This is a genomic window from Streptomyces sp. NPDC055749, from assembly GCF_053617235.1.
Genome location: NZ_JBSHFH010000049.1, coordinates 1 through 26,227, shown reverse-complemented (window position 1 = coordinate 26,227; position 26,227 = coordinate 1). Strand labels below are relative to the sequence as shown.

The 26,227-nt window shown below is 70.7% G+C and carries 27 protein-coding genes, 1 tRNA gene and 2 pseudogenes; 16 read left to right on the top strand and 14 right to left on the bottom strand.

Going from position 1 to position 26,227, the window contains the following annotated elements; translation table 11 throughout:
• Positions 1-51: 51 nt before the first annotated feature.
• Both ACWGO0_RS29170 and cdgB read right to left on the bottom strand, forming a co-directional pair.
• The gene (locus tag ACWGO0_RS29170; RefSeq protein WP_453541438.1) at positions 52-1,026 is read right to left on the bottom strand and encodes a carbohydrate-binding protein; all 975 of its coding nucleotides are present in this window, start codon (positions 1,024-1,026) and stop codon (positions 52-54) included.
• Between the two features lie 143 nt (positions 1,027-1,169).
• Positions 1,170-2,825, bottom strand: a complete 1,656-nt coding sequence (cdgB, locus tag ACWGO0_RS29165; RefSeq protein WP_453541435.1) for a diguanylate cyclase CdgB — start codon at positions 2,823-2,825, stop codon at positions 1,170-1,172.
• 393 nt (positions 2,826-3,218) lie between these two features.
• Here cdgB and ACWGO0_RS29160 point away from each other — a divergent pair, with 393 nt between their 5' ends.
• Positions 3,219-3,725, top strand: coding sequence for a flavin reductase family protein (locus ACWGO0_RS29160; RefSeq protein ID WP_453541432.1), 507 nt, complete (start codon positions 3,219-3,221; stop codon positions 3,723-3,725).
• A gap of 58 nt (positions 3,726-3,783) precedes the next feature.
• Here the strand turns inward: ACWGO0_RS29160 and arfB are convergent, their stop codons facing one another.
• On the bottom strand, positions 3,784-4,218 hold the full coding sequence (gene arfB, locus ACWGO0_RS29155; protein WP_453541429.1) for an alternative ribosome rescue aminoacyl-tRNA hydrolase ArfB: 435 nt from the start codon (positions 4,216-4,218) through the stop codon (positions 3,784-3,786).
• A 184-nt stretch (positions 4,219-4,402) separates the two neighbouring features.
• Between arfB and ACWGO0_RS29150 the strand changes: the two genes are divergently transcribed.
• Positions 4,403-4,978 (top strand): TerD family protein, encoded by a 576-nt coding sequence (locus tag ACWGO0_RS29150; protein WP_453541426.1) that lies wholly within the window; start codon positions 4,403-4,405, stop codon positions 4,976-4,978.
• A 122-nt stretch (positions 4,979-5,100) separates the two neighbouring features.
• Positions 5,101-5,625 carry an N-acetyltransferase family protein gene (locus ACWGO0_RS29145; protein WP_453541423.1) on the top strand — a complete coding sequence of 175 codons (525 nt, stop codon included), beginning with the start codon at positions 5,101-5,103 and terminating at the stop codon, positions 5,623-5,625.
• A 13-nt stretch (positions 5,626-5,638) separates the two neighbouring features.
• Here the strand turns inward: ACWGO0_RS29145 and ACWGO0_RS29140 are convergent, their stop codons facing one another.
• From ACWGO0_RS29140 to ACWGO0_RS29125, 4 genes are read right to left on the bottom strand one after another with little or no spacing between them, the layout of a single operon-like run.
• Positions 5,639-7,093, bottom strand: a complete 1,455-nt coding sequence (locus ACWGO0_RS29140; protein WP_453541420.1) for a M1 family metallopeptidase — start codon at positions 7,091-7,093, stop codon at positions 5,639-5,641.
• Positions 7,094-7,141: 48 nt separating this feature from the next.
• Positions 7,142-8,305, bottom strand: a complete 1,164-nt coding sequence (locus tag ACWGO0_RS29135; protein WP_453541417.1) for a YncE family protein — start codon at positions 8,303-8,305, stop codon at positions 7,142-7,144.
• Positions 8,302-8,907 (bottom strand): ankyrin repeat domain-containing protein, encoded by a 606-nt coding sequence (locus tag ACWGO0_RS29130; RefSeq protein WP_453541414.1) that lies wholly within the window; start codon positions 8,905-8,907, stop codon positions 8,302-8,304. Before ACWGO0_RS29130 ends, ACWGO0_RS29135 begins: the two co-directional genes overlap by 4 nt.
• A gap of 45 nt (positions 8,908-8,952) precedes the next feature.
• Complete coding sequence (locus tag ACWGO0_RS29125; RefSeq protein ID WP_453541412.1) at positions 8,953-9,510, bottom strand: GlcG/HbpS family heme-binding protein; 558 nt, start codon at positions 9,508-9,510, stop codon at positions 8,953-8,955.
• Between the two features lie 209 nt (positions 9,511-9,719).
• On the opposite strand from ACWGO0_RS29125, the gene ACWGO0_RS29120 reads away from it, so the two are divergent.
• The 3 genes from ACWGO0_RS29120 to ACWGO0_RS29110 all read left to right on the top strand — a co-directional run bounded on the left by ACWGO0_RS29120 (position 9,720) and on the right by ACWGO0_RS29110 (position 12,155).
• Positions 9,720-10,961 carry a sensor histidine kinase gene (locus ACWGO0_RS29120; protein WP_453541409.1) on the top strand — a complete coding sequence of 414 codons (1,242 nt, stop codon included), beginning with the start codon at positions 9,720-9,722 and terminating at the stop codon, positions 10,959-10,961.
• On the top strand, positions 10,958-11,596 hold the full coding sequence (locus tag ACWGO0_RS29115; RefSeq protein ID WP_453541406.1) for a response regulator: 639 nt from the start codon (positions 10,958-10,960) through the stop codon (positions 11,594-11,596). The genes ACWGO0_RS29120 and ACWGO0_RS29115 overlap by 4 nt, the downstream gene beginning before the upstream one ends.
• Positions 11,597-11,657: 61 nt before the next feature.
• The gene (locus tag ACWGO0_RS29110) at positions 11,658-12,155 is read left to right on the top strand and encodes a hypothetical protein (RefSeq protein WP_453541403.1); all 498 of its coding nucleotides are present in this window, start codon (positions 11,658-11,660) and stop codon (positions 12,153-12,155) included.
• Between the two features lie 12 nt (positions 12,156-12,167).
• Here the strand turns inward: ACWGO0_RS29110 and ACWGO0_RS29105 are convergent, their stop codons facing one another.
• Positions 12,168-12,866, bottom strand: a complete 699-nt coding sequence (locus ACWGO0_RS29105) for a pentapeptide repeat-containing protein (RefSeq protein ID WP_453541400.1) — start codon at positions 12,864-12,866, stop codon at positions 12,168-12,170.
• Between the two features lie 119 nt (positions 12,867-12,985).
• Here ACWGO0_RS29105 and ACWGO0_RS29100 point away from each other — a divergent pair, with 119 nt between their 5' ends.
• Positions 12,986-14,179: an NAD(P)-binding protein gene (locus tag ACWGO0_RS29100; protein ID WP_453541397.1), complete on the top strand. Its 1,194-nt coding sequence runs from the start codon at positions 12,986-12,988 to the stop codon at positions 14,177-14,179.
• Positions 14,180-14,225: 46 nt separating this feature from the next.
• Positions 14,226-15,227, top strand: a complete 1,002-nt coding sequence (locus ACWGO0_RS29095) for a zinc-binding dehydrogenase (RefSeq protein WP_453541395.1) — start codon at positions 14,226-14,228, stop codon at positions 15,225-15,227.
• A gap of 10 nt (positions 15,228-15,237) precedes the next feature.
• On the opposite strand, the gene ACWGO0_RS29090 is transcribed toward ACWGO0_RS29095, so the two are convergent.
• Positions 15,238-15,714, bottom strand: coding sequence for an N-acetyltransferase family protein (locus ACWGO0_RS29090; RefSeq protein WP_453541392.1), 477 nt, complete (start codon positions 15,712-15,714; stop codon positions 15,238-15,240).
• A 65-nt stretch (positions 15,715-15,779) separates the two neighbouring features.
• Complete coding sequence (locus ACWGO0_RS29085) at positions 15,780-16,652, bottom strand: aminoglycoside phosphotransferase family protein (protein WP_453541550.1); 873 nt, start codon at positions 16,650-16,652, stop codon at positions 15,780-15,782.
• A 72-nt stretch (positions 16,653-16,724) separates the two neighbouring features.
• Between ACWGO0_RS29085 and ACWGO0_RS29080 the strand changes: the two genes are divergently transcribed.
• Both ACWGO0_RS29080 and ACWGO0_RS29075 read left to right on the top strand, forming a co-directional pair.
• Positions 16,725-17,378, top strand: coding sequence for a rhomboid-like protein (locus ACWGO0_RS29080; RefSeq protein WP_453541547.1), 654 nt, complete (start codon positions 16,725-16,727; stop codon positions 17,376-17,378).
• 47 nt (positions 17,379-17,425) lie between these two features.
• A complete protein-coding gene (locus tag ACWGO0_RS29075) occupies positions 17,426-18,826 on the top strand; it encodes an NAD(P)/FAD-dependent oxidoreductase (protein ID WP_453541389.1) in 1,401 nt (466 codons plus the stop codon).
• 2 nt (positions 18,827-18,828) lie between these two features.
• On the opposite strand, the gene ACWGO0_RS29070 is transcribed toward ACWGO0_RS29075, so the two are convergent.
• Complete coding sequence (locus tag ACWGO0_RS29070; RefSeq protein ID WP_453541386.1) at positions 18,829-19,386, bottom strand: DUF1990 family protein; 558 nt, start codon at positions 19,384-19,386, stop codon at positions 18,829-18,831.
• Between the two features lie 284 nt (positions 19,387-19,670).
• On the opposite strand from ACWGO0_RS29070, the pseudogene ACWGO0_RS29065 reads away from it, so the two are divergent.
• Positions 19,671-19,823 (top strand): annotated as a pseudogene (locus tag ACWGO0_RS29065) (IS5/IS1182 family transposase); the annotation flags it as partial.
• On the opposite strand, the gene ACWGO0_RS29060 reads toward ACWGO0_RS29065, so the two are convergent.
• Positions 19,824-20,285 carry a hypothetical protein gene (locus ACWGO0_RS29060; RefSeq protein WP_453541383.1) on the bottom strand — a complete coding sequence of 154 codons (462 nt, stop codon included), beginning with the start codon at positions 20,283-20,285 and terminating at the stop codon, positions 19,824-19,826.
• Between the two features lie 312 nt (positions 20,286-20,597).
• Here ACWGO0_RS29060 and ACWGO0_RS29055 point away from each other — a divergent pair, with 312 nt between their 5' ends.
• Positions 20,598-21,593 carry a quinone oxidoreductase family protein gene (locus tag ACWGO0_RS29055; protein ID WP_453541380.1) on the top strand — a complete coding sequence of 332 codons (996 nt, stop codon included), beginning with the start codon at positions 20,598-20,600 and terminating at the stop codon, positions 21,591-21,593.
• A 250-nt stretch (positions 21,594-21,843) separates the two neighbouring features.
• Here the strand turns inward: ACWGO0_RS29055 and ACWGO0_RS29050 are convergent, their stop codons facing one another.
• Positions 21,844-22,122, bottom strand: a complete 279-nt coding sequence (locus ACWGO0_RS29050; RefSeq protein ID WP_453541378.1) for a MafI family immunity protein — start codon at positions 22,120-22,122, stop codon at positions 21,844-21,846.
• Between the two features lie 327 nt (positions 22,123-22,449).
• Between ACWGO0_RS29050 and ACWGO0_RS29045 the strand changes: the two are divergent.
• A pseudogene (locus tag ACWGO0_RS29045) lies at positions 22,450-23,118 on the top strand (site-specific integrase); the annotation flags it as partial.
• Positions 23,119-23,245: 127 nt separating this feature from the next.
• Here the strand turns inward: ACWGO0_RS29045 and ACWGO0_RS29040 are convergent.
• Positions 23,246-23,319: transfer RNA gene (locus ACWGO0_RS29040), tRNA-Thr, on the bottom strand.
• Between the two features lie 179 nt (positions 23,320-23,498).
• On the opposite strand from ACWGO0_RS29040, the gene ACWGO0_RS29035 reads away from it, so the two are divergent.
• The 3 genes from ACWGO0_RS29035 (at position 23,499) to ACWGO0_RS29025 (ending at position 26,057) form a co-directional block, all read left to right on the top strand.
• Positions 23,499-24,635, top strand: coding sequence for an ABC transporter ATP-binding protein (locus ACWGO0_RS29035; protein WP_453541375.1), 1,137 nt, complete (start codon positions 23,499-23,501; stop codon positions 24,633-24,635).
• A 253-nt stretch (positions 24,636-24,888) separates the two neighbouring features.
• Complete coding sequence (locus ACWGO0_RS29030) at positions 24,889-25,302, top strand: hypothetical protein (RefSeq protein WP_453541373.1); 414 nt, start codon at positions 24,889-24,891, stop codon at positions 25,300-25,302.
• A gap of 35 nt (positions 25,303-25,337) precedes the next feature.
• A complete protein-coding gene (locus tag ACWGO0_RS29025) occupies positions 25,338-26,057 on the top strand; it encodes a nucleotidyltransferase family protein (protein ID WP_453541370.1) in 720 nt (239 codons plus the stop codon).
• Positions 26,058-26,227: the final 170 nt, after the last annotated feature.

Below are 26,227 nucleotides of genomic sequence, written 5' to 3'. Positions count from 1 at the left end.
CGGCTCGCGCGGGGCGACAACCGGGACGGGGGCGTTTTCGAAGGGGCCGGGCTACTGGATGTTGCCCGCCTTCAGCGAGAGCTGGTCGAGATTGGCGTCGCACTGGTCGCCCGTCTCGCACGAGAGCTTCAGCGTGTTCGAGCCCTTGGTGAGGTTGACGTACGCGTACGTGTTCGTCCACCCCTTCTCCAGATCACCCTCCGCGGCGTTCGCGAAGTTCTTCATGTTGATGGAGCGGGGCGCCTCGCCGTTGACCGTGAGGGTCGTCTTGGCGTCCTTGCCGGGTACGCCGTACGTCACGTACAGCGTGTAGGGCCCGGCCTCCGGCACCTCGACGGTCCACGTCGCCGACCGGCCGACCTCGTTGAGGCTGATGTACTGGCCGTTCGCGCTCTTGGCGCCCTTGACCGTGTTCTCCAGGGCCGCCGTGCCACCGAGCGACAGCGTCGCCGCGTCCTGCTTCGGGAGCTCGGCCGGCTCCTCCTGCTTCTTGGACTCCTTGGGCTTCGGAGACTCCTCGACCTCATCGCCGGGACCGGCCGACGTACCGGCCTCGCTCTTCTTCTTGTCGTCGTCGCCGTCGCCGTCGGGCGAGAGAAGAGCCGTACCGATGCCGATGAGCACGACCGCGACCACGGCGACCGCCGCGATCAGCAGTGCCTTGGTGTTGGGGCCGCCCCTGCCGGGACCGCCGCCCCTGCCGCCCTGCTGCGGGACCTGCGCGGTGGACGCGCCACCGGGGTAGGTCTCGGGGGCCGCATACTGCGCGTTCGGCTGGCCGTACGGTCCCTGGGGCGGCTGGCCGTACGCCTGCTGATGCGGAACCTGCTGCCCGTACTGGCGCTCGCCGACGGTCCGCACCTGGTTGTACGAGGTTCTGGGCACGCCGGGCTGAGCGGCCGGACCGGGGTAGCCGTAGCCTCCCTGGCCAGGCGCCTGGGCGCCTGCCGCTTGTCCGTCCGCGTACAGGTAGCCGAACGGATCGTCGTCCTCGGGCTTGCTCGTGCCGTTGTTCCCGGCCGTCATCCCTGGGTCACTCCTCACCATGTCGCCAGCCGTCGCCGACCGGCCGAGCCTACCCCGAACGGAGCACGCCTCTCATTGCCGTCGGACACACCAGGACGGCTTCGGAAACCGGGGCGGGGTAAGGGATGGCCGTGCCGTAAACCTCAGCCGGCTCTGCGGTGAACCTTCGACCGGGAGCGCTTTTCGACGTACATCCGCTGGTCGGCGGAGCGCAGGACCTCTTCCACGGTCATGCCGCACTCGGCCCAGCCGATGCCGAAACTCGCACCTACCCTGACCGCCCTGCCATCCACCCGGATGGGCGGAATGATGGCATTACGCAAGCGTACGGCCAGGTCTGCGGCATCCGCGGCCCCGAGACCGTCCGCGAGGACGACGAATTCGTCACCTCCGAGCCGCGCGACCGTGTCCCCGTCCCGCACACAGGTGGTGAGCCGCCTGGCGACCTCGATGAGAACCGCGTCACCGGTGTGATGTCCGAAACGGTCATTGATCGACTTGAAGCCGTCGAGGTCGCAGAAGAGGACCGCGAGGCCCTTCGAACCGTCGTCGTGCTCCGTGTCGGGCGCCGCCGTGTGCACATGGTGGTCGTAGGGACCGCCGCCGGGCACCGGGTCCGCGTCGTAGCCGTCGGCCTGGAAGCCGTGCGTACGGGAGGTCTCGACGTCTCCGTACGCCGCGTCCAGCGCCTCGATGGCGGTGGACGCCACCGAGTGGGGCCTCTCACAGAGCCGCGCGCTGAGCCGGGACCGCAGCTCGGCACTGTTGGGCAGACCGGTGAGGGCGTCGTGCGAGGCGCGGTGCGCGAGGTGCAGCTCGTGACGCTTGCGCTCCTCTATGTCCTCGACGTGGGTGAGGAGGAAGCGGGGGCCGTCGGCGGTGTCGGCGACGACCGAGTTCCGCAGGGAGACCCAGAGGTACGTGCCGTCGCGGCGCCCGAGCCGCAGCTCGGCCCGGCCGCCCTCGGCCGACGTACGCAGCAGGGTGCCGATGTCCTCGGGGTGCACGAGGTCGGCGAAGGAGTAGCGGCGCAGTACGGAGGCGGGGCGGCCCAGGAGGCGGCACAGGGCGTCGTTGGTGCGGAGGAGCCTGCCGTGCTGATCGCCGCCCATCTCGGCGATGGCCATACCGCTGGGTGCGTACTCGAACGCCTGGCGGAAGGACTCTTCACTGGCCCGCAGCGCCTGCTGTTCGCGTTCGAGGCGAACGAGGGCCCGCTGCATGTTTGCTCGGAGGCGAGCGTTACTGATCGCAATCGCCGCCTGTGACGCGTACATCTGGAGCGCTTCGCGCCCCCACGCGCCCGGTCGGCGCATGTTCCGCGGCCGGTCGACGGATATCACGCCGAGGAGATCGAGTCCGCCGCCGGACGCGTACATCGGGGCGTAGAGCCGGTCCAGGGGGTGCCACTCGTCCTCGAAGCGGGGCTCGGGACCGTCGGTGTGCCACTGCGGTACGTCGTCGTCGAGGAGGACCCAGCCCTGGGTGTGGGGTATGAAACGGAGCTCGTCCCAGACCTCGCCCATGGCCAGCCTGCGCTCCCAGGAATCACGGGAGCCGACCCGGCCGGTGATCAGGGCCTCGGCGGCGGCGTTGCCCGCGAACGCGGCGACGACGAGGTCACCGTCCGGCCGCACGAGATTCACGCAGCCCAGTTCGTAACCGAGGCCGGAGACTATTCCGTCGGCCACGGTCTGCAGGGTGTCCGCCAGGCTCCGCGCCGTGTTGAGATCAGCGACGGCCTGGTGCAGCTGCCGCATGGTCGCAAGACGGACGTAGGGCTCGGACTCGGCCTCCATTGCTCGCACTCCCCGAGACCTCGACAGCAACTCCAGGTTTCATATCGACGTACTTGTTGCAGTGTCACGGCCACTGAATCACAGTGAGCTGCGCCTTCGGTACACAGGGTCAACAAATATTGCCCTCTGTGAGCCAAGTCACAACAGGTGATGAAGGGGATGGGGGACACCTCTGGGGCCGTCCGTCGTTTTCTTGAACGCAAATCTGTACGTTGCAGTCGGTTGCGGTCCGTTTCCAAGCATCTTGCGGTTCGTTGCATGCTCCCGGGGTCCTAGGACCTGGCTGGTCCCCTGGTCCGATGCGGCCGGGCACGCCACGGCACTAGCGTGCCCGATGTGTTGCAGACGAAGCCCCCCACCCCACGCCCCGCACCCATCCCCCATGCTGAGGGGGTGAGCAACGACGAGTTCCGCGCCGCCCTCGCCCGGCTGGCCGCCGGCGTGGTGCTGATCACCGCCCAGGAGCCGCCGCTCGACGAGCACGGCCGCGGCGAGGACGTCGGGATGACGGCGACCGCCTTCGTGTCCGTCTCCCTGGACCCACCGCTGGTCATGGTCAGCCTGCGCAACGACTCCCGGATGGACGACCTGCTGGACGAGCAGCCCCTGTGGTCGGTCTCGGTTCTCGCGGAGAGCCAGCGCCACATCGCGAGCCGGTTCGCCATGAAGGGCCGGATCAGCGACCGGCTGCTGTTCGAGGACATCCCGTACGTACGGGGCGAGGTGACCGGGGCTCCGCTGATCGGCGGAGCGCTCGCCACGCTGGAGTGCCGTACGGAGCAGCGGGTTCTGGCCGGTGACCACACCCTGGTGATCGGCCGGGTGCTGACGGCGGACCTGCCGAGCGCGGACGGCGAGCCGCTGGCCTACTTCAAGGGCCGCTACCGGCAACTGGGCTGAGACACCGTCGGGCGCTGCCGGGCTTGCCCCCGGCCCACTTCAGACGTCGCGGCTCACTTCACCAGTCGCGGCCGGAGCGACCGCGCTTCGTGTCGCCGCGCTGCTTCTTCTCCCGGAGCCGGCGCTCGTTGATCCCGCGCGGAATCCTGCGCTTCACGCGCGCCTTGGGCGGCGGCGCCGTGGCCTCCGCGAGCAGTGCGGCGAGCCGGACGGCGGCCGTTTCGCGGTTGCGCCACTGGGAACGGTGCTCGGACGCCCGTACCGCCACGACACCGTTGACGAGCCTGCTCGCCAGCCGCTCCAGCGCGCGCGCCTTCCACACCTCGGGGAGCGACTCGGTCGCCGCGAGGTCGAAGCGGAGCTCCACCTGCGTGTCGCTGGTGTTGACGTGCTGCCCGCCGGGCCCGGAGGACCGCGAGAAACGCCACATGAGCTCGGCCTCCGGCAGGGAGACCGCACCGCGGATGACATAGGGCCCGGACATGACACCCATGTTCCCTGGCCCACAGCCTGTTCGTCACCTTCTTTTGCCGTACTCGCTGACGGGATTGGGCCAGAAGTTCGGCAAAGAAAGTAAAGGGAACAGGAACCTCGTGGTCTGTTGCCTGCGTTAGGACGGGTGACGGTAGTTTTCGTGATGGCACGAAGCCCGTATACGACGAGGAAAGGGACTTCCCATGGCAGTAAGCCTGTCCAAGGGCGGCAACGTCTCGCTCACCAAGGAGGCACCGGGCCTTACCGCCGTCACGGTCGGCCTCGGCTGGGACGTCCGCACCACCACCGGCACCGACTTCGACCTCGACGCCTCGGCGATCGCGGTCAACACGGCCGGCAAGGTCTTCTCCGACGGCCACTTCGTCTTCTTCAACAACAAGGCGACGCCGGACCAGACCATCGTCCACACCGGTGACAACGTCACCGGCCAGGGCGAGGGCGACGACGAGCAGATCAACGTCAACCTGGCGGGTCTGCCGGCCGACATCGAGAAGATCGTCTTCCCGGTCTCCATCTACGACGCCGAGACCCGCAGCCAGAACTTCGGCCAGGTCCGCAACGCGTTCATCCGCATCATCAACCAGGCCGGTGGCACGGAGCTCGCGCGCTACGACCTGAGCGAGGACGCCGCCACCGAGACCGCCATGGTCTTCGGCGAGCTCTACCGCAACGGTGCCGAGTGGAAGTTCCGCGCGGTCGGCCAGGGCTACGCATCGGGCCTGCGCGGCATCGCCCAGGACTTCGGCGTCAACCTCTGACATCACCGCTCGGGCGTCCTCGGCGGTGATCCGCCGGGCAGGCCCTGGTCCTCCGGGAGCCCCCGGCCGCGTCCTGTCGGCCGGGGGCTCCCGCGCGCGGCGCGGGCGTTAAGGTGCGCGGCATGATCGTCGAACCGCTGGGCCTCGGCACGGGTGCTCACGACATCCCCGGTCCGCTGCTCACCGAACTCACCGCGCTGTACGTGTCGAACCGCGCCTTCCAGCAGCTCAGCGGGGACTTCCCGGACCCGGACGACATCCGTCCTGAGCAGGTCGCCACCGCGCTCGCCGACGAACTGGCCCATCCGGACGCCGAAGTGCTCCTCGCCCGGTCGAAGGGCCGGCTGGTGGGCGTCGCCGTCACCCTCGCGCACCACCCCGACCCGGCCGACCCCGATCCATGGATCGGCCTGCTCATGGTCGACGCCGGGCAGCACCGTTCCGGGTACGGGAAGGAACTGGCGGGGCACGTCGAGGAGCGGTTCCGGGCGGCGGGGCGGCACGGGGTGCGGCTCGCGGTCCTGGAGAACAACCCGAAGGCGCTCGCGTTCTGGACGGCGCTCGGCTACGAGGTCCTCGCGCACCGCCGCGACCGGCAGAAGAACCGTCCGTGCGCGGTCCTGCGCAAGCCGCTGACGGCTGCCTGACACCTGCTCGCCGTCAGGGCGTGAGCGGCTCGTCCGGGTCGTCCGGGCGCCCGTCGCCGTACAGCCAGGTGTCCCACAGCTCGGTCAGGTCCAGCCCGGTCTCCTTCTCCGCGTACGCCGTGAAGTCGTCCGTCGACGCGTTGCCGTGCCGGTGTTCCCGCGCCCAGCCCGCGAGCAGACCGAAGAACACCTTGTCGTCGTCGACCGTCTGCCGGAGCTTCTCGATCACCATGGCCCCGCCCCCGTACACCGGCGGATCGGACAGCTCCGCGTCGCTCGGCGGGTCCGCGGGGGGAAACGCCCAGTTGATGTCGTTCGCGAAGGCCACGTCGAAGCTCTCCCGGGTCGGGGTGTCCTCCTTGTCCTCGGCCCAGAGCCACTCGGCGTACGTGGCGAAGCCCTCGTTGAGCCACATGTCCTGCCAGGTCGCGGGCGTGACCGAGTTCCCGAACCACTGGTGGGCCAGCTCGTGCACGAGGAGCCCGGTGCTGGGCGTGCCGGGGAAGACCGGCCGGTTCTGGGTCTCCAGCGCGTATCCGGAGTCCTCCGGCCGCTCGATGATCGCGCCGGTGGAGGAGAAGGGGTACGGGCCGAACCTCCCCGCAGCCCACTTCATGACCTCGGGGATGCGGTCGAGAGCCGGGGCGCTCGCGCGTGCCGTCCTCGGGTCCACGGCGGTGAACACGTCGACGCCCTCGGGGGTCTTGGAACTCTTCGTGGTGTAGCGGCCGACGGCGACCGTCGCGAGATAGCTCGCCATGGGCTCGGTGGTGCGCCAGTGGTACGTGGTGCGGTCCCCGTTCGTCCGTCGGGAGACCTGTTCGCCGTTGGAGACGGCCTTCAGGCCCTTCGGGACGGTGACGGAGATGTCGTACGTCGCCTTGTCGCTCGGGTGGTTGTTGCCGGGGAACCAGGTCATGGAACCGGTCGGCTGGCCCAGCGCAAGGGAGCCGTCGGCGGTCTTCAGCCAGCCCTCCTCCGCCTCGTCCCCGCCGGTGAGCGTGCGCGGGGCGCCGGAGTAGTGGACGACCGTGCGGAACGTGCGGCCCTCGCGCAGACGGTCCTCGACCTCGGCGTCCGGACGCAGGGTCAGCTCGCTGCCCGCCCGGTTGACGGCGGCCGGGCGCCCCTCGACGCTCGCGCCCGTGACATCCAGCCCTGCGAGGTCGAGGTTGAAGGAGCTGAGGTCCTGGGTGGCGCGGGCGGTGATCGTCGCGGTGCCGCGCAGCTCGTCCCGGCCGGGGCGGGCCGCCACGTCCACATCCAGGTCGAGGTCGTAGTGCGTGACGTCGTAGCCGCCGTTGCCGAGCCTCGGGAAGTACGGATCGCGGAGCCCGGCGGCACCGGGCTTGCCCTCCACCCCGCCCAGCCCGCCGGCGACGGCCGTGCAGCCGGTGGCGGCGGTCGTCAGGGCGAGCAGCAGGGCGAGGGCCGGCACCGCTCGCCGTATCGGATTTCGCCTGTCCACACGGGTGATCCTATGTGCGGAATGTCGGATTGGGCGCGTCGGTGGGGGTCAGAGGACCGCGATGCCGAGAGGGCGCTCGCCCCCGCTGACCCGGACCGGCTCGCGGTCGCCCGTGAGGTCGACGACGGTGATCCCGTTCCAGTACCCGTCGCGGGTGAAGCCGCCGGTGACGTACGCCGTAAGGCCGTCCTTCGACACCGCCACGTCCTCGTGCGGTCCGTCCAGCGGGACGATGCGCTCCTTGCCTTCCGGGGTGCGGATGGTGAGGGAGGCGGCCTGGTCGTCGGAGGCGATCGGGCCGGTGCCGACGACCAGGAGGGTGCCCTCCTTAGTGAGGGCCGCGCCGTGCTGGTGGGTGTCGGCGGTCATCTTCTCGATCGCGACCTTGCCGGTGCGCGGGTCGAGGACGGCGAGCCGTTCGCCCTCGAAGGGCAGGAGCAGCTTTCCGTCCTCCGGGCGTACGACGGCGTAGTGCGGCTTCAGCCAGGAGCCGAGGCCGCCCTCGGTGCCGTACGGGGCGACCTCCATGCGCCGGCTCTTCAACGTGTCCGTGCGGACCGCCGTGACGTCGAACGAGTCGTGGCCGGTGGCGTACACCTCGCGGCCGTCGGCCGAGACGTCCACGTCGAAGGGGCGGCGGCCTACCGGGACGGTGTCGGTCACCTCGCGGGTCGCGGTGTCGATGACCTCCAGCGTCCCGTTGCCGCCGGGCACATTGACTCCGACGTAGACGTGCTCACCGTCGGGGGCGAGGGCGATGCCCATGCCGCCGCCGCGGTACTCACCGGTCGTGACCGGCCCGGTCTCCGTCTCGTACGGGATGAGGGCGAGCCGGGTCCGGGTGGCCGTGTCGACGACGGCGACGCCTTCGGCGGTCGCCACCCAGGCCCGGCCGTCCTTGCCTACGGCGAGACCGTAAGGGGCGGTGCCGACCTCGACCGAGCCCTCGGCGGGGCCGCGCGCGCCGGAGTCGGGGGCGGGGTTCAGGAACGTCACCGTGTCGCTGCCGAAGTCGGTGACGAGGAGGGTGCCGTCGGGGGCGGTCGACGCCGATGATGACGTGCCGGGCGCCTCGGGGGTGCTCGCCGCGGTCGTCGCCGAAGGCTTCGGGGTCCCCGTCGCCGGGTCCGTCGCCCCGTTCGTCGTACCCGTCGCGCACCCGGCGAGTACCGCCGCCGCCGCGAGTGCCAGCACTGCCCGGCGGGCGCTCATCGGTCGCTCCCGGCGCCCCGGAGCAGCGTCGCGATCTCCTTGAAGCCGCGCCGCTCCGCGTGCTCCAGGGCGGTGACTCCTTCGCCGTCCGGCAGGCCGGGCCTCGCCCCCGCGGCGAGCAGCAGCGCGACGATCTCCTGGTGCGCCCGGCCGCCCTCGCCGAGGATCACGGCCTCCAGCAGGGCGGTCCAGCCCAGCCGGTTGACGTGGTCGACGTCCGAGTCCGTGCAGCGCAGCACCTCACGTACGTACGCGACGTGGCCGCGCTCGCTCGCCGGGATCACCGAGATGCCGCCGAACCTGTTGCGGAGCGTCACGTCGGGACCGGCCGGCAGCAGGACGTGCAGCATGGCCACGCTGCCGGTGACGCCGGTGGCGAGCCAGGGGCTCTCCTCGCGCCGGTCCTGCGCGTCGGGGTCGGCGCCCGCCGCGACGAGCGCCCGGGCCGCTTCGATGTGGTCGCCGAGCACGGCGAGGAGCAGCGGAGTACGCAGCTCCTCGCCGCGGGTGTCGACGCGTGCGCCGCCCTCGATCGCGGCCCGCACCGCATCGGTGTCGCCGGTGCGTGCTGCTTCGAGCAGTTCGTGATCGAGGGCCTTCATGCGCGTTCTCCTGTGTGAGCCGGGCGGTTCGGTGCCGGGGCCTGGTTAGTTGGCGAGGGCGGCGACGCCCGCGCGGGCGAACTTCTCGTCGAGGTCGCCGCTGGGGGCGCCCGCCACGCCGATGCCCGCGACCGGGGCACCCTTGACCTGCACCGGGGCGCCGCCGCCGAGGAACAGTGTGCCGGGGATGTCCTTCAGGTTCGGGGCCTGCTCCAGGCGCTTGACCAGCTCGGACGTCGGGGCGTTCCAGGAGACGGCGGTGTACGCCTTCTTCACGGCCGACTCCGGGGACTGCGGGCCCGCGCCGTCGCCGCGCAGCGTCACGATGGTGTTGCCGTTGCGGTCGACGACGGCCACGGAGACACGCTGGTTCTCCTTCTCCGCGGCGTCCAGGGTCGCCTGCGCGGCCTCGGTGGCGGCGGCCACGGTGAGGTGCGTGGTCTGCTGGAGATTCTCGTTCGTGGCGTCGGCCGCGATGGCCGCCGCGGGGGCCGCGGCCGGGGCGGAGGCGTTCGCGGACATCGCACCGAAGGTTCCGGCGCTCAGCGCGGCGGCGGCGACGGCGCCGGTCAGGACACGGGTGCGCAGCGACATCTTCTTCATGGTGGCTCCTCGGAGTGGGTCGTTCGGCTGTTTCGCTCTGCTATCGATCCTCCGGCCGGAACCGGCCCCGTACCGTCGGCGTACCGGCTCGACGCGGGGCCCGGGACGGTTGACGGCCCCATCGGCCGATCGGTTGATGCGGGGGTGGCCCCAAGGGGTAACCATGGAGGGGTCCGCGCAGGTCATCGGCAGGGAGCACGGGGTACGCGGTGCAGCACCGAAGCGAACCGGACCCGATCGCGGACCCCGACGCACGGTGGCTCGCGCTGCTCATGCACGCCGCATTCTTCCTGCTGCTCAGCGCCTCGCTCGCACGCTTCCTGATGCGCCACCCCGGCGAGGCCCGCACCCCGTGGATCATCGCGCTGTCGGTCGGCCTCGCTGTGCTCTATCTCCTCGGCCCGGTGCTCGGCTCCCGTCCCACCCCCCGCCGGCTGGTCTGGCTGGGCGTCCTGGTCGTCGTCTGGATGGTCCTGGTCGTGCTCGCGCCGAGCTTCGCGTGGTGCGCGGTGCCGCTCTTCTACACCGGGCTGCGGATTCTGCCGCCACGCGCCGCGTACGCCCTCGTCGCGCTGCTGACCGTGTTCGTCGTCGCCGCGCAGCTGAGCCTGGCCGACGGCTTCGATCCGAACCTGCTGCTGGCCCCGCCCGCCGTCGCCGCCGTCGCGACCGCCGTCTTCGTCCAGATGCAGCGCCAGGCGGCACGGCAGCGCGAACTGATCGACGACCTGTTGCGTACGCGGCGCGAACTGGCCGCCACCGAGCGCCGCGAAGGCACCCTCGCCGAGCGCCAGCGGCTGTCCATGGAGATCCACGACACCCTGGCGCAGGGCCTGTCGAGCCAGCAGATGCTGCTCCAGGCCGCCGACCGCACCTGGGACGCCGACCCGTCCGCCGCCCGCCGCCATGTCCTTACGGCGACGGGCATCGCGGAGCGCAATCTCGCCGAGGCGCGCCGCTTCGTCCACGATCTGGCCCCGGCCGATCTGGCGGAGGGCGGCGGTCTGGAGGCCGCGCTGCACGCACTCGCCGCCCGCGAGACGGTCCAGGGCCGGATCACCGTCCGCTGCCATGTGGAGGGCACCCCGCACACGGCGCTGCCGGACCGGGTCCAGTCCGCGCTGCTGCGGATCGCGCAGGGAGCCCTGTCGAACGTGCGCGAGCACGCGGAGGCGACGGCCGCCGCGGTGACCCTGACCCATCTCGGCGACCGGGTCGTCCTCGACATCGCCGACAACGGCCGCGGTTTCACCCCTGCCGCGCCGGTGGTCCGCCCGCCCGGCGGCGTACGCGGCCACGGGCTGCCCGCGGTGCGGGCGCGCGTCCAGCAGCTCGGCGGGACCCTGACGATCGAGTCCGCACCGGGCGAGGGCACCGTCCTGTCGGCAGCGATCCCCCTCTACCCTTCGCCCACCCCGCCCCCGTCACCGTCACCGGAGGAACCCGAATGACCTCGAACGCCCCCGGAGCCGTACGCATCCTGCTCTGCGACGACCACGCGGTCGTACGCGCGGGACTGCTCGCCCTGCTCGGCAGCGAACCGGACATCGAGGTCGTCGGAGAGGCGGGCAGCGGCGAGGAGGCCGTCGCACTGGCCGGCAAACTCACCCCGGACGTCGTGCTGATGGACCTGCAACTGGGCGAGGGCATCGACGGCGTCGAGGCCACCCGCCGCATCGCGGCCACCGGCGGCGTCCACGTGCTGGTCCTCACCACGTACGACACGGACGCCGACATCACCCGCGCGATCGAGGCGGGCGCCACCGGCTATCTGCTCAAGGCCGAACGCCCGGAGGAGCTGTTCGCCGCGATCCGCTCGGCGGCGCAGGGCCGCACGACGCTCTCCCCGCCGGTCGCCAGCCGAGTCATGGCCCGGATGCGCAAGCCGCTGCCGACGCTCACCGAGCGGGAACTCGACATCCTGGGCCAGCTCTCGCAGGGGCTCGGCAACCGTGACATCGCCCGCGCGCTGTTCATCAGCGAGGCCACGGTCAAGACCCACCTGGGCCGCATCTACGACAAGCTCGGCGTCGACACCCGCGCCGGCGCGGTCGCCGTGGCTAAGGAACAGCGCCTGCTGCCGTAGGGACACCTGTCCGTCACAGCACTGGCCAAGGCCACCGCACCCGGCATGACACCATCGACACGTGCTCGACATCGGCTACTCCCTCTCCCGACGCTTCCCCGATCCTCCGCAGACCGACTACCGCCGCGCGGACGTCCGTGCCCTGCGGCACGACCTGTTCTCCGGGGACGTCTACCTCGCGGACACCAAGGCGGACCGCGAGCTGTCCACGGCCTGGGGCTGGGTTCCGGTGCTCGACTTCGCGTGGGCGCTGTGCGACATCGTCGAGCAGATCGACCAGGACCCCCGCGGCAACCGCTCGCACCGCCAGCAGTACGCCGAGCTGGACTTCACCGAGTCCTCGGACCGGATGATGTTCGAGCGCCGCTTCGGCTGGGTCGACGTCGAGGCCGACTGGATGCCCGGTGACGAGCCGCCGCTCACCTTCGGCCACTCCCTCCTGCGCCGCGAGGCCCGCGACTTCCTGCACGACCTGATCGCCGACCTGGCCGATATGCACGAAGGTCTCGCCGACAACCCCATCGTCTGGGACCTCCAGGCCCGCTTCCCCCGTATGTGAGACCCCCCGCGTTCACGCCTCCACCCGCACCCCGATCTGGGCGGCGAACGCCGGGGCCAGCTCCATCAGCTGCGACGGACTGATCACCGCACCCGCCAGCTGCTCCACGCCCCGCGCGATGTCCAGCTCGGCGACCGTCCGCAGATCCACCGACTCCATCCGTACGGAACTGAAGTCGGCCCGCTTCAGCACGCAGTCCCGGAACTCCACCCGCACCAGGTGGGCTCCCCCGAAGTCCGGCTCGGACAGCACACAGCCCTCGAACACCACGTCCTTGAGCCGCGCCTTCCGCAGATTCAGGTAGTCGATCTTCCCGCCGCGCACCAGCACCCGCTCCAGCACCGCGCCGTGCAGCTGCACCCCGCCCAGCCGCGCGTCCACGATCTCCACGTCACGCAGCGACGCCCCCGCGAGGTCGGTGCCCACACCTCGTACGCCCGTGAGCACCGAGTCGATGAACCGGGATCTGGTCAGCTCCGTACGGTCCAGTGCGCAGCCGTCCAGCGAGCAGTCCATGAAGCGCGCGCCCGGACCCGACTGGTCGGCCAGGTCCACCCCCTCGAAGTGCACGCTGTCGTAGTCCCCGTCGGGCTCCAGCTCCTCCCCGTCGTACGCGATGAGCGGCGGCAGCCGGACCTCCGCCCGCCGCGCCGCCGCAATGGCGTCCTTGCCGCCCGCACTCCTGCTGCCCCTGCCCGTGGTTCCTGCCATTCCCCCATCGTGACCTACGCCACTGACAACGCCCCGGCGCGGATGTCACGAACGGCGCCCGCGGACCGTCACGTACGCAGAAGCGTCCCCTGTCGCCCCACGGTCAAGGAGCTCCGGACATGCAGCGCATCCACGTCGTCGGCGGAGGTTTCGCCGGTCTCACCGCGGCCGTCACCGCCGCGGAATCCGGCGCCCTCGTCACCCTCCACGAGGCCCACCACACCCTCGGCGGGCGGGCCAGGACGGCCGAAGGCCCCTACCTCACCAACGAAGGACCGCACGCCCTGTACTGCCGCGGCCCCCACTGGACCTGGCTCCAGCAGCGCGGTCTCCTCGGCCCGATCGCCTCCGTACCGCCCCTCGAAGGGGCCCGCTTCCTCTTCCGCCGCGACGGCGTCCGCCGCAGGGTCCCGCCCCCGGCCATGCTGAAACTGAGCCGCCGCAGCCCCCGGGAGGCCCCCGTCGGCCGCGACTTCCTCGGCTGGGCCACGGAGCAGGTCGGCGAGGAGGGCGCCCGCGCCGCCGCGCACTACATGGGGGTGGCGCTGTTCCACCACGACCCCGGTTCGCTCTCCGCCGCGTTCGTCCAGGAGCGGCTGCGCCGGGCCACCGCGCTGCCGCCCGAGGCGCGCTACCCGGTCGGCGGTTGGGCGCAGGTCATCGACCGGATGGCGGGCCGCGCCTGGAATCTGGGCGTACGGATCGAGACCACCGAGCGCGTCGACGCCACCGCGCTCGCCGCCCTCGCGCAGAACGGCCCGGTGATCGTCGCGACCTCGCTGGACGCCGCCCGCCCCCTGCTCGGCGACCCCACCCTGGCCTGGGAGAGCGGGCGGACCGCCCTGATCGACCTTGCGGTACGGACCCGGCGCGGCGACGCGTTCGTCGTCTCCGACCTCGACGCACCCGGCTGGATCGAACGCTTCACCGCCCAGGACCGCACCCTCGCCCCGGCCGGCGAACAGCTGATCCAGGGCCAGATCCCGATCGCACCCGGCGCCCCCAGGGCGGACGGCATCGCCCGCGCCGAGCAGCTCCTCGACCTGGGCTTCCCCGGCTGGCGCGAGCGCACCACCTGGCGGCGCGAGGCGCTGGCCACCGGCAGGACGGGCGCGGTCGACCTGCCCGGCACGACGTGGCGGGACCGTCCGGCCATCGACCGGGGCGACGGGATCTTCCTGGCGGGCGACCAGGTCGCGGCCCCCGGGCTGCTCAGCGAGGTGTCGTTCAACAGCGGTATCGAGGCCGCGGTGCTCGCGTTGAAGGGAGTGGAAAGGCGTTCAGGAAGAGGACTTGACCTCAAGGGCGCTTGAGGTCGGAGGCTGGTCCCACCAACCGAGAAGCAACCGGGGAGCCCTCATGCACGCCATCCGCCTCCACGCCTTCGGCCCGGCCGAGAACCTCATGTACGAGCGGACGGAAGACCCCGTCCCCGCCCCCGGCCAGGTCAGGATCGCGGTCGCGGCGGCGGGTGTGCACCTGCTCGACACCGCGCTGCGCGAGGGCATGACCGGCCCGTACCCGGCCCCCGCCGAACTGCCCACGATCCCCGGCCGGGAAGTCGCCGGAACCGTCGAATCGCTCGGCGAGGGAACCGACCCCGGCTGGCTCGGCAAGCGCGTCGTCGCCCATATCGGCATGGCGCCGGGCGGCTACGCCGAACTGACCGTCGTCGACGCCGACAAGCTCCACGAGATCCCGGCCGGACTCGACGAGGCCGCGGCGGTCGCCATGATCGGCACCGGTCGCACCACGATGGGCATCCTGCAGTTCACCGAGCTCGGCCCCGACTCCGTCGCGATCGTCCCGGCCGCGGCCGGAGGCATCGGCACTCTGCTCGTGCAGTACGCCAGGAACGCCGGGGCCACCGTCATCGGTCTGGCGGGCGGCCCCGCCAAGGTCGCCACCGTCCGGGCCAACGGCGCGGACCTGGCGGTCGACTACACCCTTCCCGACTGGCCCCGCCAGGTCCGGAGCCACCTCGAACAGCTGGGCCGCGGCGCCACGGTCGTCTACGACTCCGTGGGCGGAGCCACCGCGCGCGCCGCCGTCGGCCTCCTCGCCAAGGGCGGGCAGCACATCGTCTTCGGCTGGTCGGGCGAAGGGCTCCACGACGGCCAGGCACTCGCCTTCACCCCCGAGGAGCTCGCCGAACGAGGCATCACGTCCGAGGGCGTGCTCGGCCCCGTCATGATCCAGAAGGGCGGTGGGCTGCGCGCCCTGGAGGAACGCGCCCTCGCCGAGGCCGCGTCGGGCCGGCTGCGCCCGGCGGTCCAGCGCTACCCGCTCGCGGAGGCCGCCGCCGCCCACCGCGCCCTGGAGAACCGCGGCACGATGGGCAAGGTCGTCCTCGTACCGTAGAAGCGCGACGTCACCGCCCGCCGAGCTCCGCGAGCGCACCGTCCGTCAGCCGGTACACCGTCCACTCGTCCTGCGGCCGGGCACCCAGGGACTCGTAGAAGGCGATGGACGGTGCGTTCCAGTCCAGGACCGACCACTCCAGGCGGCCGTAGCCCCGCTCCGTACAGATCCGCGCCAACTCCCTGAGCAGCGCCTTCCCGTGGCCGCCGCCGCGCCGTTCCGGGCGTACGTACAGGTCCTCCAGGTAGATGCCGTGCACCCCGCGCCAGGTCGAGAAGTTGAGGAACCACAGGGCGAAGCCGACGACTTCGCCGTCCTCGTCGGAGACCGCGATGTGCGCGTACGCGGCGGGCCGCTCGCCGAACAGCGCCTCGTGCAGCTGCTCCTCGGTGGCGTTGGCCTCGTCCAGGGCCTTCTCGTACTCGGCCAGCTCACGGACCATGGCGTGGATGGCGGGGACATCGGCGGCGGTAGCGTTACGAATCATGGGGGCAGCGTAGACAAGCGCCCCCGAAGGCTGCCGCGAATTACCCCCGTGCGCGATGCTGCGGCCTACCTCCGCCCCAGCAGCCGCCGGGCGATCTCCAGATGGTCGGGGGCCGGTGACCGTTCCCCGTCCTCGATCGCCCACACCGACTGCTGCAGGACCCGTCCGAGCGTCCAGGCCCGCGCCCGCTCACGGTCCAGGCCCAGCACCTCCGTCATCAGGTCGAACCGCCACAGCACCTCCTCCGCGTCGAAGAGGTTGTCCAGCGCCGGAAACAGCTCGAACCCCGGGTCCCCGGCCAGCGGCTTCGGGTCCAGGGCGATCCACTCCCCCGCCCGTCCCTCCTCGGCACGCCCCGCGAGGATGTTGTCGTAGTGCAGGTCCCAGTGCAGCAGCCGGTCCCCCGGCTCGCGCGCCACCTCCCGCAGCGCCGCCGCGCAGTCCCCCAGCAGCCGCCGGTCCCGCTCGTCCGCCAGCGTCGAGATCTCTCCGGGCGCCGCGCCCAGCAGCCATCCCGCCACATCGCCCAGACCGCGCAGCCCCGTCGGAGCGGGTACGGCCGTCAGCCGGGCCAGCAGCTCCGCGAGCACCCGCACCGCCTCCCGCTGGTCCTCCAGCGCGGACAACGGGCGCCGCTCGTCCAGCCGTTCGAGCAGCATGGTGCCGGTCTCCGCGTCGTGGTCCAGCAGCCCCACCACCCCGGCCCCCGCGGCGCCCCACACGCGCAGCGCCATCGGCTCCCCGGCCGTCTCCTCGTCCAGCGCCTGGAGCTTCAGCGCCGCGGGACGCCCGTCCGCCTCCCGCACCACGGGCAGCACGAGCGCGCACATTCCGTACATGGCGGGGCCGTCCAGCCGCAGCCCCCACTCGTCGAGGAACCGGCCGGCCAGCCCCGGCAGCGCGGCGATGAACGCCCGCCCGGCCTCGCCGCGGTACATGGACTGAGTGACGATCAGCTCATCCGGAATGTCGATCACGGTCTCGATCGTAGGCCCGTGCGTCAATCGGTTATGGCCCGAAACCGTCCGGTCGCGCACGCCCTCACCGCGGTCCGCCACTGGATCACCGGCGCCCCGGGCACGTACATCTGGCTGACGCTCCTCCTCCTCACCACCGCCGCCACGCACTGGCTGCCCACGGACTTCGAGGAAGAATTCCTGCGGCAGCACTCGACCGACGTCCACGAACTCGCCCGGACCCCGGTCCGCGTCCTCATCTCTGGCGCCCTGCGCATCGACGGCGCACACTGGCTCCTGTACGCCGTCCTGTTCACCGTCTTCCACGCCACCGCCGAGCACTGGCTCGGCACCCTGCGCTGGCTCACGGTCGCCGCCGCGGCCCAGCTCATCGCCCCGTTCGTCGGCGCGGCCGTCCTCACCTGGACCATCCACCACGGCCACGCACCGCAGTACGCGGAACACACCCTCGACATGGGGGCCGGTTACGCGCTCGCGGCGGTCGCCGCCGTCCTCACGTACCGCATCCCCCACCCCTGGCGGGCCCTGTACGCCTTCGCCGTGCTCGTAGCCCACGGCATCCCGCTGATCAGCGGCCGGACCTTCGGCGATCTGACCCACTTCACCGCCGTACTGATCGGCTTCGGCTGCTACCCGCTGACACGGGGTCTTCCCCGGGGCGAGACGAAACCGGCCACCGCGCAGTAACGTCCCGCCACAGAGACTCGGCTGCACACCGAACAAGCAGGGAAAACATGAGCACCGTCAGTACCGTCAACGGCGGCATATCGTTCTGGTACGCGCAGGAGGGCACCCCCGCCCCACGCGAACCACTGCCGGGTGACGCGACCGCCGACATCTGCATCGTCGGCGGCGGATACACCGGACTCTGGACGGCGTACTACCTCAAGAAGGCCGTCCCCTTCCTCAACATCACTGTCCTGGAAGCCAAGTTCTGCGGTTACGGCGCCTCCGGGCGCAACGGCGGCTGGCTCTACAACGGCATCGCGGGCCGCGACCGCTACGCGAAGCTCCACGGCCACGACGCGGCCGTCCGCCTCCAGCAGGCCATGAACGACACCGTCGACGAAGTCGTACGGGTCGCCGCCGATGAGGACATCGACGCCGACATCCACCGGGGCGGCGTACTAGAAGTCGCCTACACACCCGCGCAGCTGGCCCGCCTGAAAGCCTTCCACTCCGTCGAGATCGCCTTCGGCGAGAAGGACCGCGTCCTGCGCGGCGCCCGCGAGACCGCCGAACGGATCAGGGTCACCGGAGCGGTCGGCTCCTCCTGGTCCCCGCACGGCGCCCGCCTGCACCCGGTGAAGCTGGTCAAGGGGCTCGCCGACGCCGTGGAGGCCCTCGGCGTCACGATCCACGAGTCGACACCCGTCACCGAGATCAAGCCCAAGCACGCCATCACCCCGTACGGCACGGTCCGCGCCCCCTACATCCTGCGCTGCACCGAGGGCTTCACCGCCGGCCTCAAGGGCCAGCGGCGCACCTGGCTCCCCATGAACTCCTCCATGATCGCCACCGAACCGCTGCCCAAATCCGTGTGGGACACCATCGGCTGGGAAGGCCGCGAGAACCTCGGCGACATGGCCCACGCCTACATGTACGCCCAGCGCACCGCCGACGACCGCATCGCCCTGGGCGGCCGTGGCGTCCCGTACCGCTTCGGCTCGAAGACGGACAACGACGGCCGCACCCAGCCCGCCACGATCGAGGCACTGCGCGATCTCCTCGTCCGCTTCTTCCCCACCACGGCGGGCGCCCGCATCGACCACGCCTGGTCCGGCGTCCTCGGCGTCCCGCGCGACTGGTGCGCCACCGTCACCCTGGACCGCTCCACCGGCCTCGGCTGGGCGGGCGGCTACGTCGGCTCGGGCGTCGCCACGACCAACCTCGCGGCCCGCACCCTGCGCGACCTGATCCAGCAGGACTCCGGCCAGGCGGGCCCCACCGACCTGACGGCCCTGCCCTGGGTGAACCACAAGGTCCGCCGCTGGGAGCCGGAACCCTTCCGCTGGCTGGGCGTCCACGGCATGTACGCGGCCTACCGCACGGCGGACCGCCGCGAAACGACGTCCCCGCGCCCCGGCACCGACCCGATCGCGAAGGCGGCGGACCGGATCTCCGGCAGGCACTGAGCTCAGCGCTCGCGCGGCACCGGCTGCCGCAGCGCGCGCAGGTAGCGGCGGCGGTACACCCGCTGGGCGACCAGCAGCACGGGGAAGGCCCGCCGCCACACACCCCGGGGCGCCCGGCTCGTCAGGGACCGCAGCGTCAGGCTGACCCGCCCGTCCGGACTCCGGCTCACGACGAACGCCTCCTCGCCGGAGACCGGGTGGCCGGGCAGCGTCCCGTACGCGAAACCGCACCGGTCGGGAGTGTCGACGACGGCCACGACCAGCACCGGCTCATGAACGACGAACGGCCCCCACCCCGCCGTGATCCGGTACTCACCGCCCTCGGCGACCCGCTCACCGGCGCCCCCCAGCGGGGTGACCCGGAATCCGCTGCGCCGCTTGACCCCCCACCGCAGCACGGCCTCGGACGCCGCACGCCAGTCACGGTCACCGTGCCCGATGACCACGGTCCTCTCGTAGCGCCGGTGCCCCGCGACCTCCGTCACCCACCGCCCCTCCCCGGGACACGTCGCACCGGCCGGAGCGTAGGTGAGGGCGTCGGCCGGACTGTCCGATGGCACGGGAGGGCTCCTGTCGGGGCTGAATCACAGCGGGATCACAAAGGGCCCAGGCGGACAGTTTCCGGCCTGGGCCCTTCCAGAGCCCCCTATCGGATTCGAACCGATGACCTACGCATTACAAGGGCCTGAAAGGTCATGACGGATAGTGCCAGGCAGTGGCGGTGAATCCCATTTCAGCAGGTCAGAGAGCTAGGCCGCTTGATGCGCGTCCCGCGCCATCCACCCGGTGCCGCCCCGTCCGCTCACGCAGCGCTCACGCACGCGGGTTGACTGTTCCGTTGCCCATCTACCGCGACCGCAACGTGGTCGAACGATGCTTCGCTCGCCTCAAACAGTTCCGCGCGATCGCGACCCGATACGACAAGCGCTCCGATCGCTACCGCGCCGGAGTCGTCCTGGCCTCACTGATCCTCTGGCTCCGTGAACCAGCCCAATGATCACTTAGGACGTGTCTCGGTCGCCCCCGGCTGGCTGCCGCTGCTTGACCGCTCGGCTGCTCGGCGAACAGCAGTGCGGAGATTCTCGTCGGGCTCGTTCCGCCTGAGTACGGATTCGAGAGAAACCTGCGCTGCCGCCCGCACATCGGGATCCGGGTCGGACAGTGCGGCGGCGATGATCGGCGCGTGTGCTACGGCGTCGGGGCCGAAGATGCCGAGGCCCTCGATCCCCGCGCGCCGCAACATCGCGTCCTGTGCCGCGGTAGTCGCCACGAGTAGTTCCAGGGCCTCAACAGGGGCCTCCGCGCACAAGAGCGCCAGGCCAACCAGCGCCTGCTCGAACTCCGCAGTGTCGTGGCGGGTAGCCGCGGCAAGCCGCTCAAGCGCCTCGCTCACCGCCGGCGGACAGGCTGCACGAAGGCTGAACTCGTCAACCGGAGTAGGCGCGGTGTCGTCGTCCATCCAGCCATCCTGCCAGCAACCAGGACCTCCTTCCCCCGGCTGAGGAACAGCCGGCCCGGCCATGGATATCCAGCCGCCCGCACAGCTCATGTGGTCGGGTTCAGCCAGACCGACGGGCCAACGATGGCTCCGGACGGTGGCCCTGCGCGGAGCGCGGGAGCCGTTCAAGAGTTGTTGCAGGGACAGCCGGGTGGGTGCGCTCACTTCGCCGCAGTGGCCGAGCTCTCGGCGGGGGCGGCGGGCTGGCCTGCTTGCCGGGAATCGGATCGCCATCAACGGGGTTGGTGGGGGATGAGCCGTTATTGGAGGGCCATGCGAGCGATTCAGGTGTACGAAGTGGGCGGTCCCGAGGTGCTGCAGGAGGTCGATGTGGACCAGCCGCGGCCGGGTCCGGGCGAGGCGGTCGTGGAGGTCGCCGCATCCGGGGTCAACTTCCTCGACGTCTACCACCGCGAAGGCCGGTACAGCCTCCCGCTGCCCTTCACCCCGGGCGCTGAGGGCGCCGGCACGGTCGTCGAAGTTGGACCCGGCGTCGCTGACGTCGCAGTCGGGGACCGGGTCGGTTGGGTGGAGATTCCCGGCACGTATGCCGAGCGGGCGGTCGTGGACTCCTCCCGGCTGGTGCCGCTGCCCGACGATATCGGCTTCGAGACAGCCGCCGCCGTGCTCCTCCAAGGCATGACCGCGCACTATCTCGTCAAGGACGCCTACCCGGTTCAGGGGGGCGACACGGTGCTCGTGCATGCGGCTGCTGGTGGCATGGGGCTGCTTTTGACCCAGCTCATCACCCATCTCGGCGGCAGGGTGATCGGCACGACGTCGACCACGGCGAAGGCTGAGCTGGCGAAGCGTGCCGGGGCCGCTGAGGTGATCCTTTCCTCCGCAGTCGACGATCTCGCAGCCGAGGTGAGGCGGCTCAACGGCGGTCAGGGACTGCCGGTTGTCTTCGACGGCGTCGGCGCGCACACCTTCGATGCGAGCCTCGCCAGCCTGCGAACCCGCGGCCATCTCGTGCTCTTCGGCGCGGCAAGTGGTGCCGTGCCGCCGTTTGATCCGATTCGGCTCGCCCACGGCGGTTCGCTGACCCTGATCCGGCCCAGCCTCGGGGACTTCATCGCCGATCGGTCCGAACTGCTCCGACGGGCCGCCGATGTGTTCGAGTGGGTGCGCTCCAAGGCGCTTGAGGTCACCGTAACGGGCCGCTACGCATTGTCCGAGGCCGCCCGGGCCCACAGCGATCTGGAGGCTCGGCGTACCACCGGCAAGCTGCTCGTCGTACCCGATGCGGCCGCTATTGGACGCCGCTAGGAGACGCAGAGCTGATCGCGGGTGACGAGGTCGGGGATCTTGGAGACTGAGATGTCGAGGGCATGGCCGACCGTCATCGCCAAGATCCCCGACAGCGTCAGGCACTCAGCAGGCCAAGATCAAGTTCTGGCGGGTTTCTGGCGTATCCGGGTCACACCCCTTCAAGATCCCTCAGCCGAGACCTGGCTCACCCGTCCACAACCTCCCGGGACAGAACATCTAGCGCTCCAGCCTCGCTGCCGAACCTCGGTCAGTCACTGACGGCCAGTTCGCCGAGGTCGCGGAACGACGGGCGGGTCAGTCCAAGCGCGGTGCCGATCTCACGGATCAGCTCCACCTCCGCCACGGTCAACGGCTCCTCATCGTCCGACAGAGTGTCGCAGAGCTGTTCGAGGCCGACCTCAGCCTCGCACGCATCCACGTAGCCGAGGAGTTCGTCCACCACCTCTGCGGATACATGCGGAGCAAGCAAAGCGGCCAGGGCCCGCAGTTGCTCATCGAGCTGCTGAGTCCCGGCCCTTCTGGACACGTCCGCCGCCCATCGCATCCGGCACGGAAGATCCCGCCTACCGGCGATGGGTCACCACACTGCCGACGGCCTTGTCGTGTATGCCCTGCAAGGTCGATGGCTACGGCGGCGCAGCGTCGCATGACGTCGGCCGGCGCACCGGGGATCGCCCGCGCCTTCACCGTCCTGCCCACCGACGGAAGAGGGCCGAGATCGTCGCCTACTGAGGACATCTTTCCGAACCTAGTCTTCTTTGCACTTTCGATCATGCAGCCGGCCCTGACTGTCACAGGAAGGGGCAAGCGTCGGCCAAATTCTACGATGCGGCCAATTTCATAGACCCAAACGATGTGCCACCTGATCGCGTTCCGCGGTCTGCGGCGAGGCGAAGCCTGCGGGCAGCCCTGGTCGGAGACCAACCTCGACACCCACTCCCTCACCGTCTCCTCACAGCTCGTGCAGGACGGATGGGGTGTCGAGACGTCCGTGCCAAAGACCGACAGCGGCTACCGCGTGGTCGCGCTGGACGACGCCACGGTCGATGTCCTGAAGAGGCACAGCGAGCATCAGGCCGCAGACCGCGAGCAGTGGGGATCCGCGTGGGTCGACACCGGCCTCGTCTTCACTCAGGAAGACGGCTCCTGGCTGCACCCGGGCAAGGTGACCGATCTCTTCGAACGACTCGTAGCAGCCTCGGGCCTCCCGCCGATACGGCTGCACGACCTCCGCCACGGAGCCGCGACGCTCATGCTCGCCGCCGGCATCGACGCGAAGATCGTGTCGGACACGCTCAGGCACAGCGACACCCGCATCACCCGGGACATCTACCAGAGCGTCCTCCCCCACGTCGGGAAGAGCGCGGCCGAGGCCACCGCCAAGCTGGTCCCACTCCAGCGGAAGGCCAAGGCGGAGGAGGTTGCCCGCAAGGCAGCGAAGGCCCGGAAGAAGACACGGCGCACCAAGAAGGCCCAGGCCGAAGGCAAGAAGAACGTGAAGCGGAAGAAGCCCGGGAAGTAGAGCGCGGCGGCTCTCCGCTCACGCATCGCTCACGCAAGCCACCCCACGGCGTCTCGGCCTGCGACGCGTCATGCCCCCGAGCAAGCGAAAAGGCCAGGTCACGGGCTATGTGACCTGGCCTTCGCGGAGCCCCCTATCGGATTCGAACCGATGACCTACGCATTACAAGTGCGTTGCTCTGGCCAGCTGAGCTAAGGAGGCATTCCGGAGCAGTGTAACCAAAGACCCGGGGTGGACAGGACGGGATATTCGAGTGTTCTGGACTACTGACAGATTCCAAATGGCCAGGTAGCGTCGCGGAAGGTTCACTCCGGTGGACCAGACCACTCCCTTACTCGGATCGTCCGGCACGTTCCTGCCGGTTGAGGAGAAGCATCGCCATGGCCAGTGTTACGTTCGACAAGGCTTCCCGCGTCTACCCCGGCTCCACGAAGCCCGCGGTGGACCAGCTCGAGATCGACATCGCGGACGGTGAGTTCCTCGTCCTCGTCGGTCCCTCCGGTTGTGGCAAGTCGACCTCCCTGCGCATGCTCGCGGGTCTCGAGGACGTCAACGGCGGTGCGATCCGCATCGGTGACCGCGACGTCACGCACCTGCCGCCGAAGGACCGGGACATCGCCATGGTGTTCCAGAACTACGCGCTCTACCCGCACATGTCCGTCGCGGACAACATGGGCTTCGCGCTGAAGATCGCCGGTGTGAACAAGACCGAGATCCGGGCGAAGGTCGAAGAGGCCGCCAAGATGCTCGACCTCACCGAGTACCTGGACCGCAAGCCGAAGGCGCTCTCCGGTGGTCAGCGCCAGCGTGTGGCGATGGGCCGCGCCATCGTGCGTGAGCCGCAGGTCTTCCTCATGGACGAGCCGCTGTCGAACCTCGACGCCAAGCTCCGTGTCTCGACGCGTACGCAGATCGCGTCCCTCCAGCGCCGCCTGGGCATCACCACGGTGTACGTCACCCACGACCAGGTCGAGGCCCTCACCATGGGCGACCGTGTCGCGGTCCTCAAGGACGGTCTGCTCCAGCAGGTCGACTCGCCGCGCAACATGTACGACCGCCCGGCGAACCTCTTCGTGGCCGGCTTCATCGGCTCCCCCGCCATGAACCTCATCGAGGTCCCGATCACCGACGGTGGCGTGAAGTTCGGCAACAGCGTCGTCCCGGTCTCCCGTGAGGCGCTCACCGCCGCCGCGGACCGCGGCGACACGACCGTCACGGTCGGCATCCGCCCCGAGCACTTCGACATCGTCGAGCACGGCGGCGCCGCCGCGAAGTCGCTCGCCAAGGACTCGTCCGACGCCCCGGCCGGCCTCGCCGTCTCGGTCAACGTCGTCGAGGAGCTCGGCGCCGACGGCTTCGTCTACGGCTCCTCCCGCGTCGGCGGCGAGGACAAGGACCTGGTCGTCCGTGTCGGTGGCCGCGCCGTTCCGGAGAAGGGCACCGAGCTGCACGTCGTGCCGCGCCCGGACGAGCTGCACGTCTTCGCGACCTCGACCGGTGAGCGCCTCACCGACTGACGCCGTCCGCCGACGCCGTCCGCCGACGTCACCCGCGCAACGTCCGGCCCCCGCACCCGTACCGACGGGCGCGGGGGCCGTTTGCGTGGTGGCCGATGTTTGGCGTTTCGATCTTGGCTGTCGACAAATACCCCGGCACACCGGGCATTTCGCCCGGGTTCGTCAACCGGGGATTCGAAAAGACTCCTCGAACCATCCCTCGCGAGGGTGACGAAATGTCGCCAAATCATCACTGACCGCTACGCTCGCCTGCGTGACCCACACCGCGCGCCGCTTCGGCCGAACTCTCGCTCTCGTCCTGCCTGTCGTCATGGTCCTCTCCGGGACCCTCGCGGTGACCCGCGTGCCGTGGGCAGCTGCCAGCCCCGAGTCCCAGCTGCTGACCGCGGCATCGGAGACCGTGTCCAAGCCCGCCAAGGCCCGCGCCCCGCAGGACATTCTGCGCGACAAGCTGCTCGTGGAGCTTCAGGAGAAGGACCCGGGTGCCGCGTTGACGGACCTCCAGCGCGCCGTCGAGGCCCGCCCCTCGCTCGCAGGACACTGCATGTCCATCGCCAGGGCGCTGGGCAAGGCAGCGGTCGAGCAGTACGGTCCGACGCGCGCCCACCGCTTCTCCCGCCCGGTCTGCGACACCTCGTTCGCCTCGGGCGTCGCCCGGTTCAGCTGACCGTGGACGCACGGGCACGGCATATCGTGCCTGGCATGCATACGTATCCGACACAGGCCGTCATCCTGGCAGGTGGCCAGGGCACGCGACTGCGCCCGTACACCGATGACCGCCCCAAGCCGATGGTCGAGATCCCAGGAACCGGGACCCCGATCATCGGCCATCAGCTTTCCTGGCTGGCCGCCGAGGGCGTCACGGACGCCGTGGTCTCGTGCGGCCATCTCGCCGAGGTGCTCCAGGACTGGCTGGCCTCGGCCGATCTCCCGCTGAACGTGACGACGGTCGTCGAGACCGAGCCGCTGGGGCGCGGCGGCGGCCTCAAGTACGCCGCCGCCCGGCTGCCCGACCCGGATCAGCCCTGGTACGCCTCCAACGGCGACATCTGGACGCGCTTCTCGTTGCGCGAGATGGCCGCGTTCCACGCCGAGCGCGACGCCACCGCCACCCTGGCTCTCGCCCGCCCGCGGATTCCGTGGGGCGCGGTCGAGACGGACGCGTTCGGCCACATCACCGACTTCATCGAGTCGCCGCCCTCGCCGTATCTGATCAACGCGGGTGTGTACGTCTTCTCCCCGACGTTCACCACACTGCTGCCCGAGCGCGGCGACCACGAGCGGACGACCTTCCCCGGCCTTGCCCGCGAGCGGCGCCTCGCCGGGTATCCGCTGCCGCACGGGGCCTACTGGCGGGCGATCGACACCGCGAAGGACCTCACCGAGGCCGCGAAGGAACTCGGCGCGCACACGGGCAGGTAGCCGCCCGGACGGGTACGGCGGTACGTACGTGGAACAGCCAGGAGGGGGGGGGGGCGCGCGGGGCGCTCAGTCCCCCCCCCCCATGTGGAGTTGTTAAGAACAACCGGACGCCCCGCCGCTGGGACGGCCCCCCCCCCCCCCCCCCCCCCCCCCCCCCCCCCCCCCCCCCC

What these genes read in the sequence shown, in the direction of transcription:
- ACWGO0_RS29060 (WP_453541383.1), bottom strand. Translation starts at nt 20,285, where the DNA reads ATGGACGACGACACCGCGCCTACTCCGGTTGACGAGTTCAGCCTTCGT.
- ACWGO0_RS29135 (WP_453541417.1), bottom strand. Translation starts at nt 8,305, where the DNA reads ATGAGCGCCCGCCGGGCAGTGCTGGCACTCGCGGCGGCGGCGGTACTC.
- ACWGO0_RS29125 (WP_453541412.1), bottom strand. Translation starts at nt 9,510, where the DNA reads ATGAAGAAGATGTCGCTGCGCACCCGTGTCCTGACCGGCGCCGTCGCC.
- ACWGO0_RS29170 (WP_453541438.1), bottom strand. Translation starts at nt 1,026, where the DNA reads ATGACGGCCGGGAACAACGGCACGAGCAAGCCCGAGGACGACGATCCG.
- cdgB (WP_453541435.1), bottom strand. Translation starts at nt 2,825, where the DNA reads ATGGAGGCCGAGTCCGAGCCCTACGTCCGTCTTGCGACCATGCGGCAG.
- ACWGO0_RS29130 (WP_453541414.1), bottom strand. Translation starts at nt 8,907, where the DNA reads ATGAAGGCCCTCGATCACGAACTGCTCGAAGCAGCACGCACCGGCGAC.
- ACWGO0_RS29090 (WP_453541392.1), bottom strand. Translation starts at nt 15,714, where the DNA reads ATGATTCGTAACGCTACCGCCGCCGATGTCCCCGCCATCCACGCCATG.
- ACWGO0_RS29150 (WP_453541426.1), top strand. Translation starts at nt 4,403, where the DNA reads ATGGCAGTAAGCCTGTCCAAGGGCGGCAACGTCTCGCTCACCAAGGAG.
- ACWGO0_RS29080 (WP_453541547.1), top strand. Translation starts at nt 16,725, where the DNA reads ATGGCCCGAAACCGTCCGGTCGCGCACGCCCTCACCGCGGTCCGCCAC.
- ACWGO0_RS29035 (WP_453541375.1), top strand. Translation starts at nt 23,499, where the DNA reads ATGGCCAGTGTTACGTTCGACAAGGCTTCCCGCGTCTACCCCGGCTCC.
- ACWGO0_RS29105 (WP_453541400.1), bottom strand. Translation starts at nt 12,866, where the DNA reads ATGGCAGGAACCACGGGCAGGGGCAGCAGGAGTGCGGGCGGCAAGGAC.
- ACWGO0_RS29115 (WP_453541406.1), top strand. Translation starts at nt 10,958, where the DNA reads ATGACCTCGAACGCCCCCGGAGCCGTACGCATCCTGCTCTGCGACGAC.
- ACWGO0_RS29085 (WP_453541550.1), bottom strand. Translation starts at nt 16,652, where the DNA reads ATGTACCGCGGCGAGGCCGGGCGGGCGTTCATCGCCGCGCTGCCGGGG.
- ACWGO0_RS29055 (WP_453541380.1), top strand. Translation starts at nt 20,598, where the DNA reads ATGCGAGCGATTCAGGTGTACGAAGTGGGCGGTCCCGAGGTGCTGCAG.
- ACWGO0_RS29075 (WP_453541389.1), top strand. Translation starts at nt 17,426, where the DNA reads ATGAGCACCGTCAGTACCGTCAACGGCGGCATATCGTTCTGGTACGCG.
- ACWGO0_RS29145 (WP_453541423.1), top strand. Translation starts at nt 5,101, where the DNA reads ATGATCGTCGAACCGCTGGGCCTCGGCACGGGTGCTCACGACATCCCC.
- ACWGO0_RS29095 (WP_453541395.1), top strand. Translation starts at nt 14,226, where the DNA reads ATGCACGCCATCCGCCTCCACGCCTTCGGCCCGGCCGAGAACCTCATG.
- ACWGO0_RS29100 (WP_453541397.1), top strand. Translation starts at nt 12,986, where the DNA reads ATGCAGCGCATCCACGTCGTCGGCGGAGGTTTCGCCGGTCTCACCGCG.
- ACWGO0_RS29025 (WP_453541370.1), top strand. Translation starts at nt 25,338, where the DNA reads ATGCATACGTATCCGACACAGGCCGTCATCCTGGCAGGTGGCCAGGGC.
- arfB (WP_453541429.1), bottom strand. Translation starts at nt 4,218, where the DNA reads ATGGGTGTCATGTCCGGGCCCTATGTCATCCGCGGTGCGGTCTCCCTG.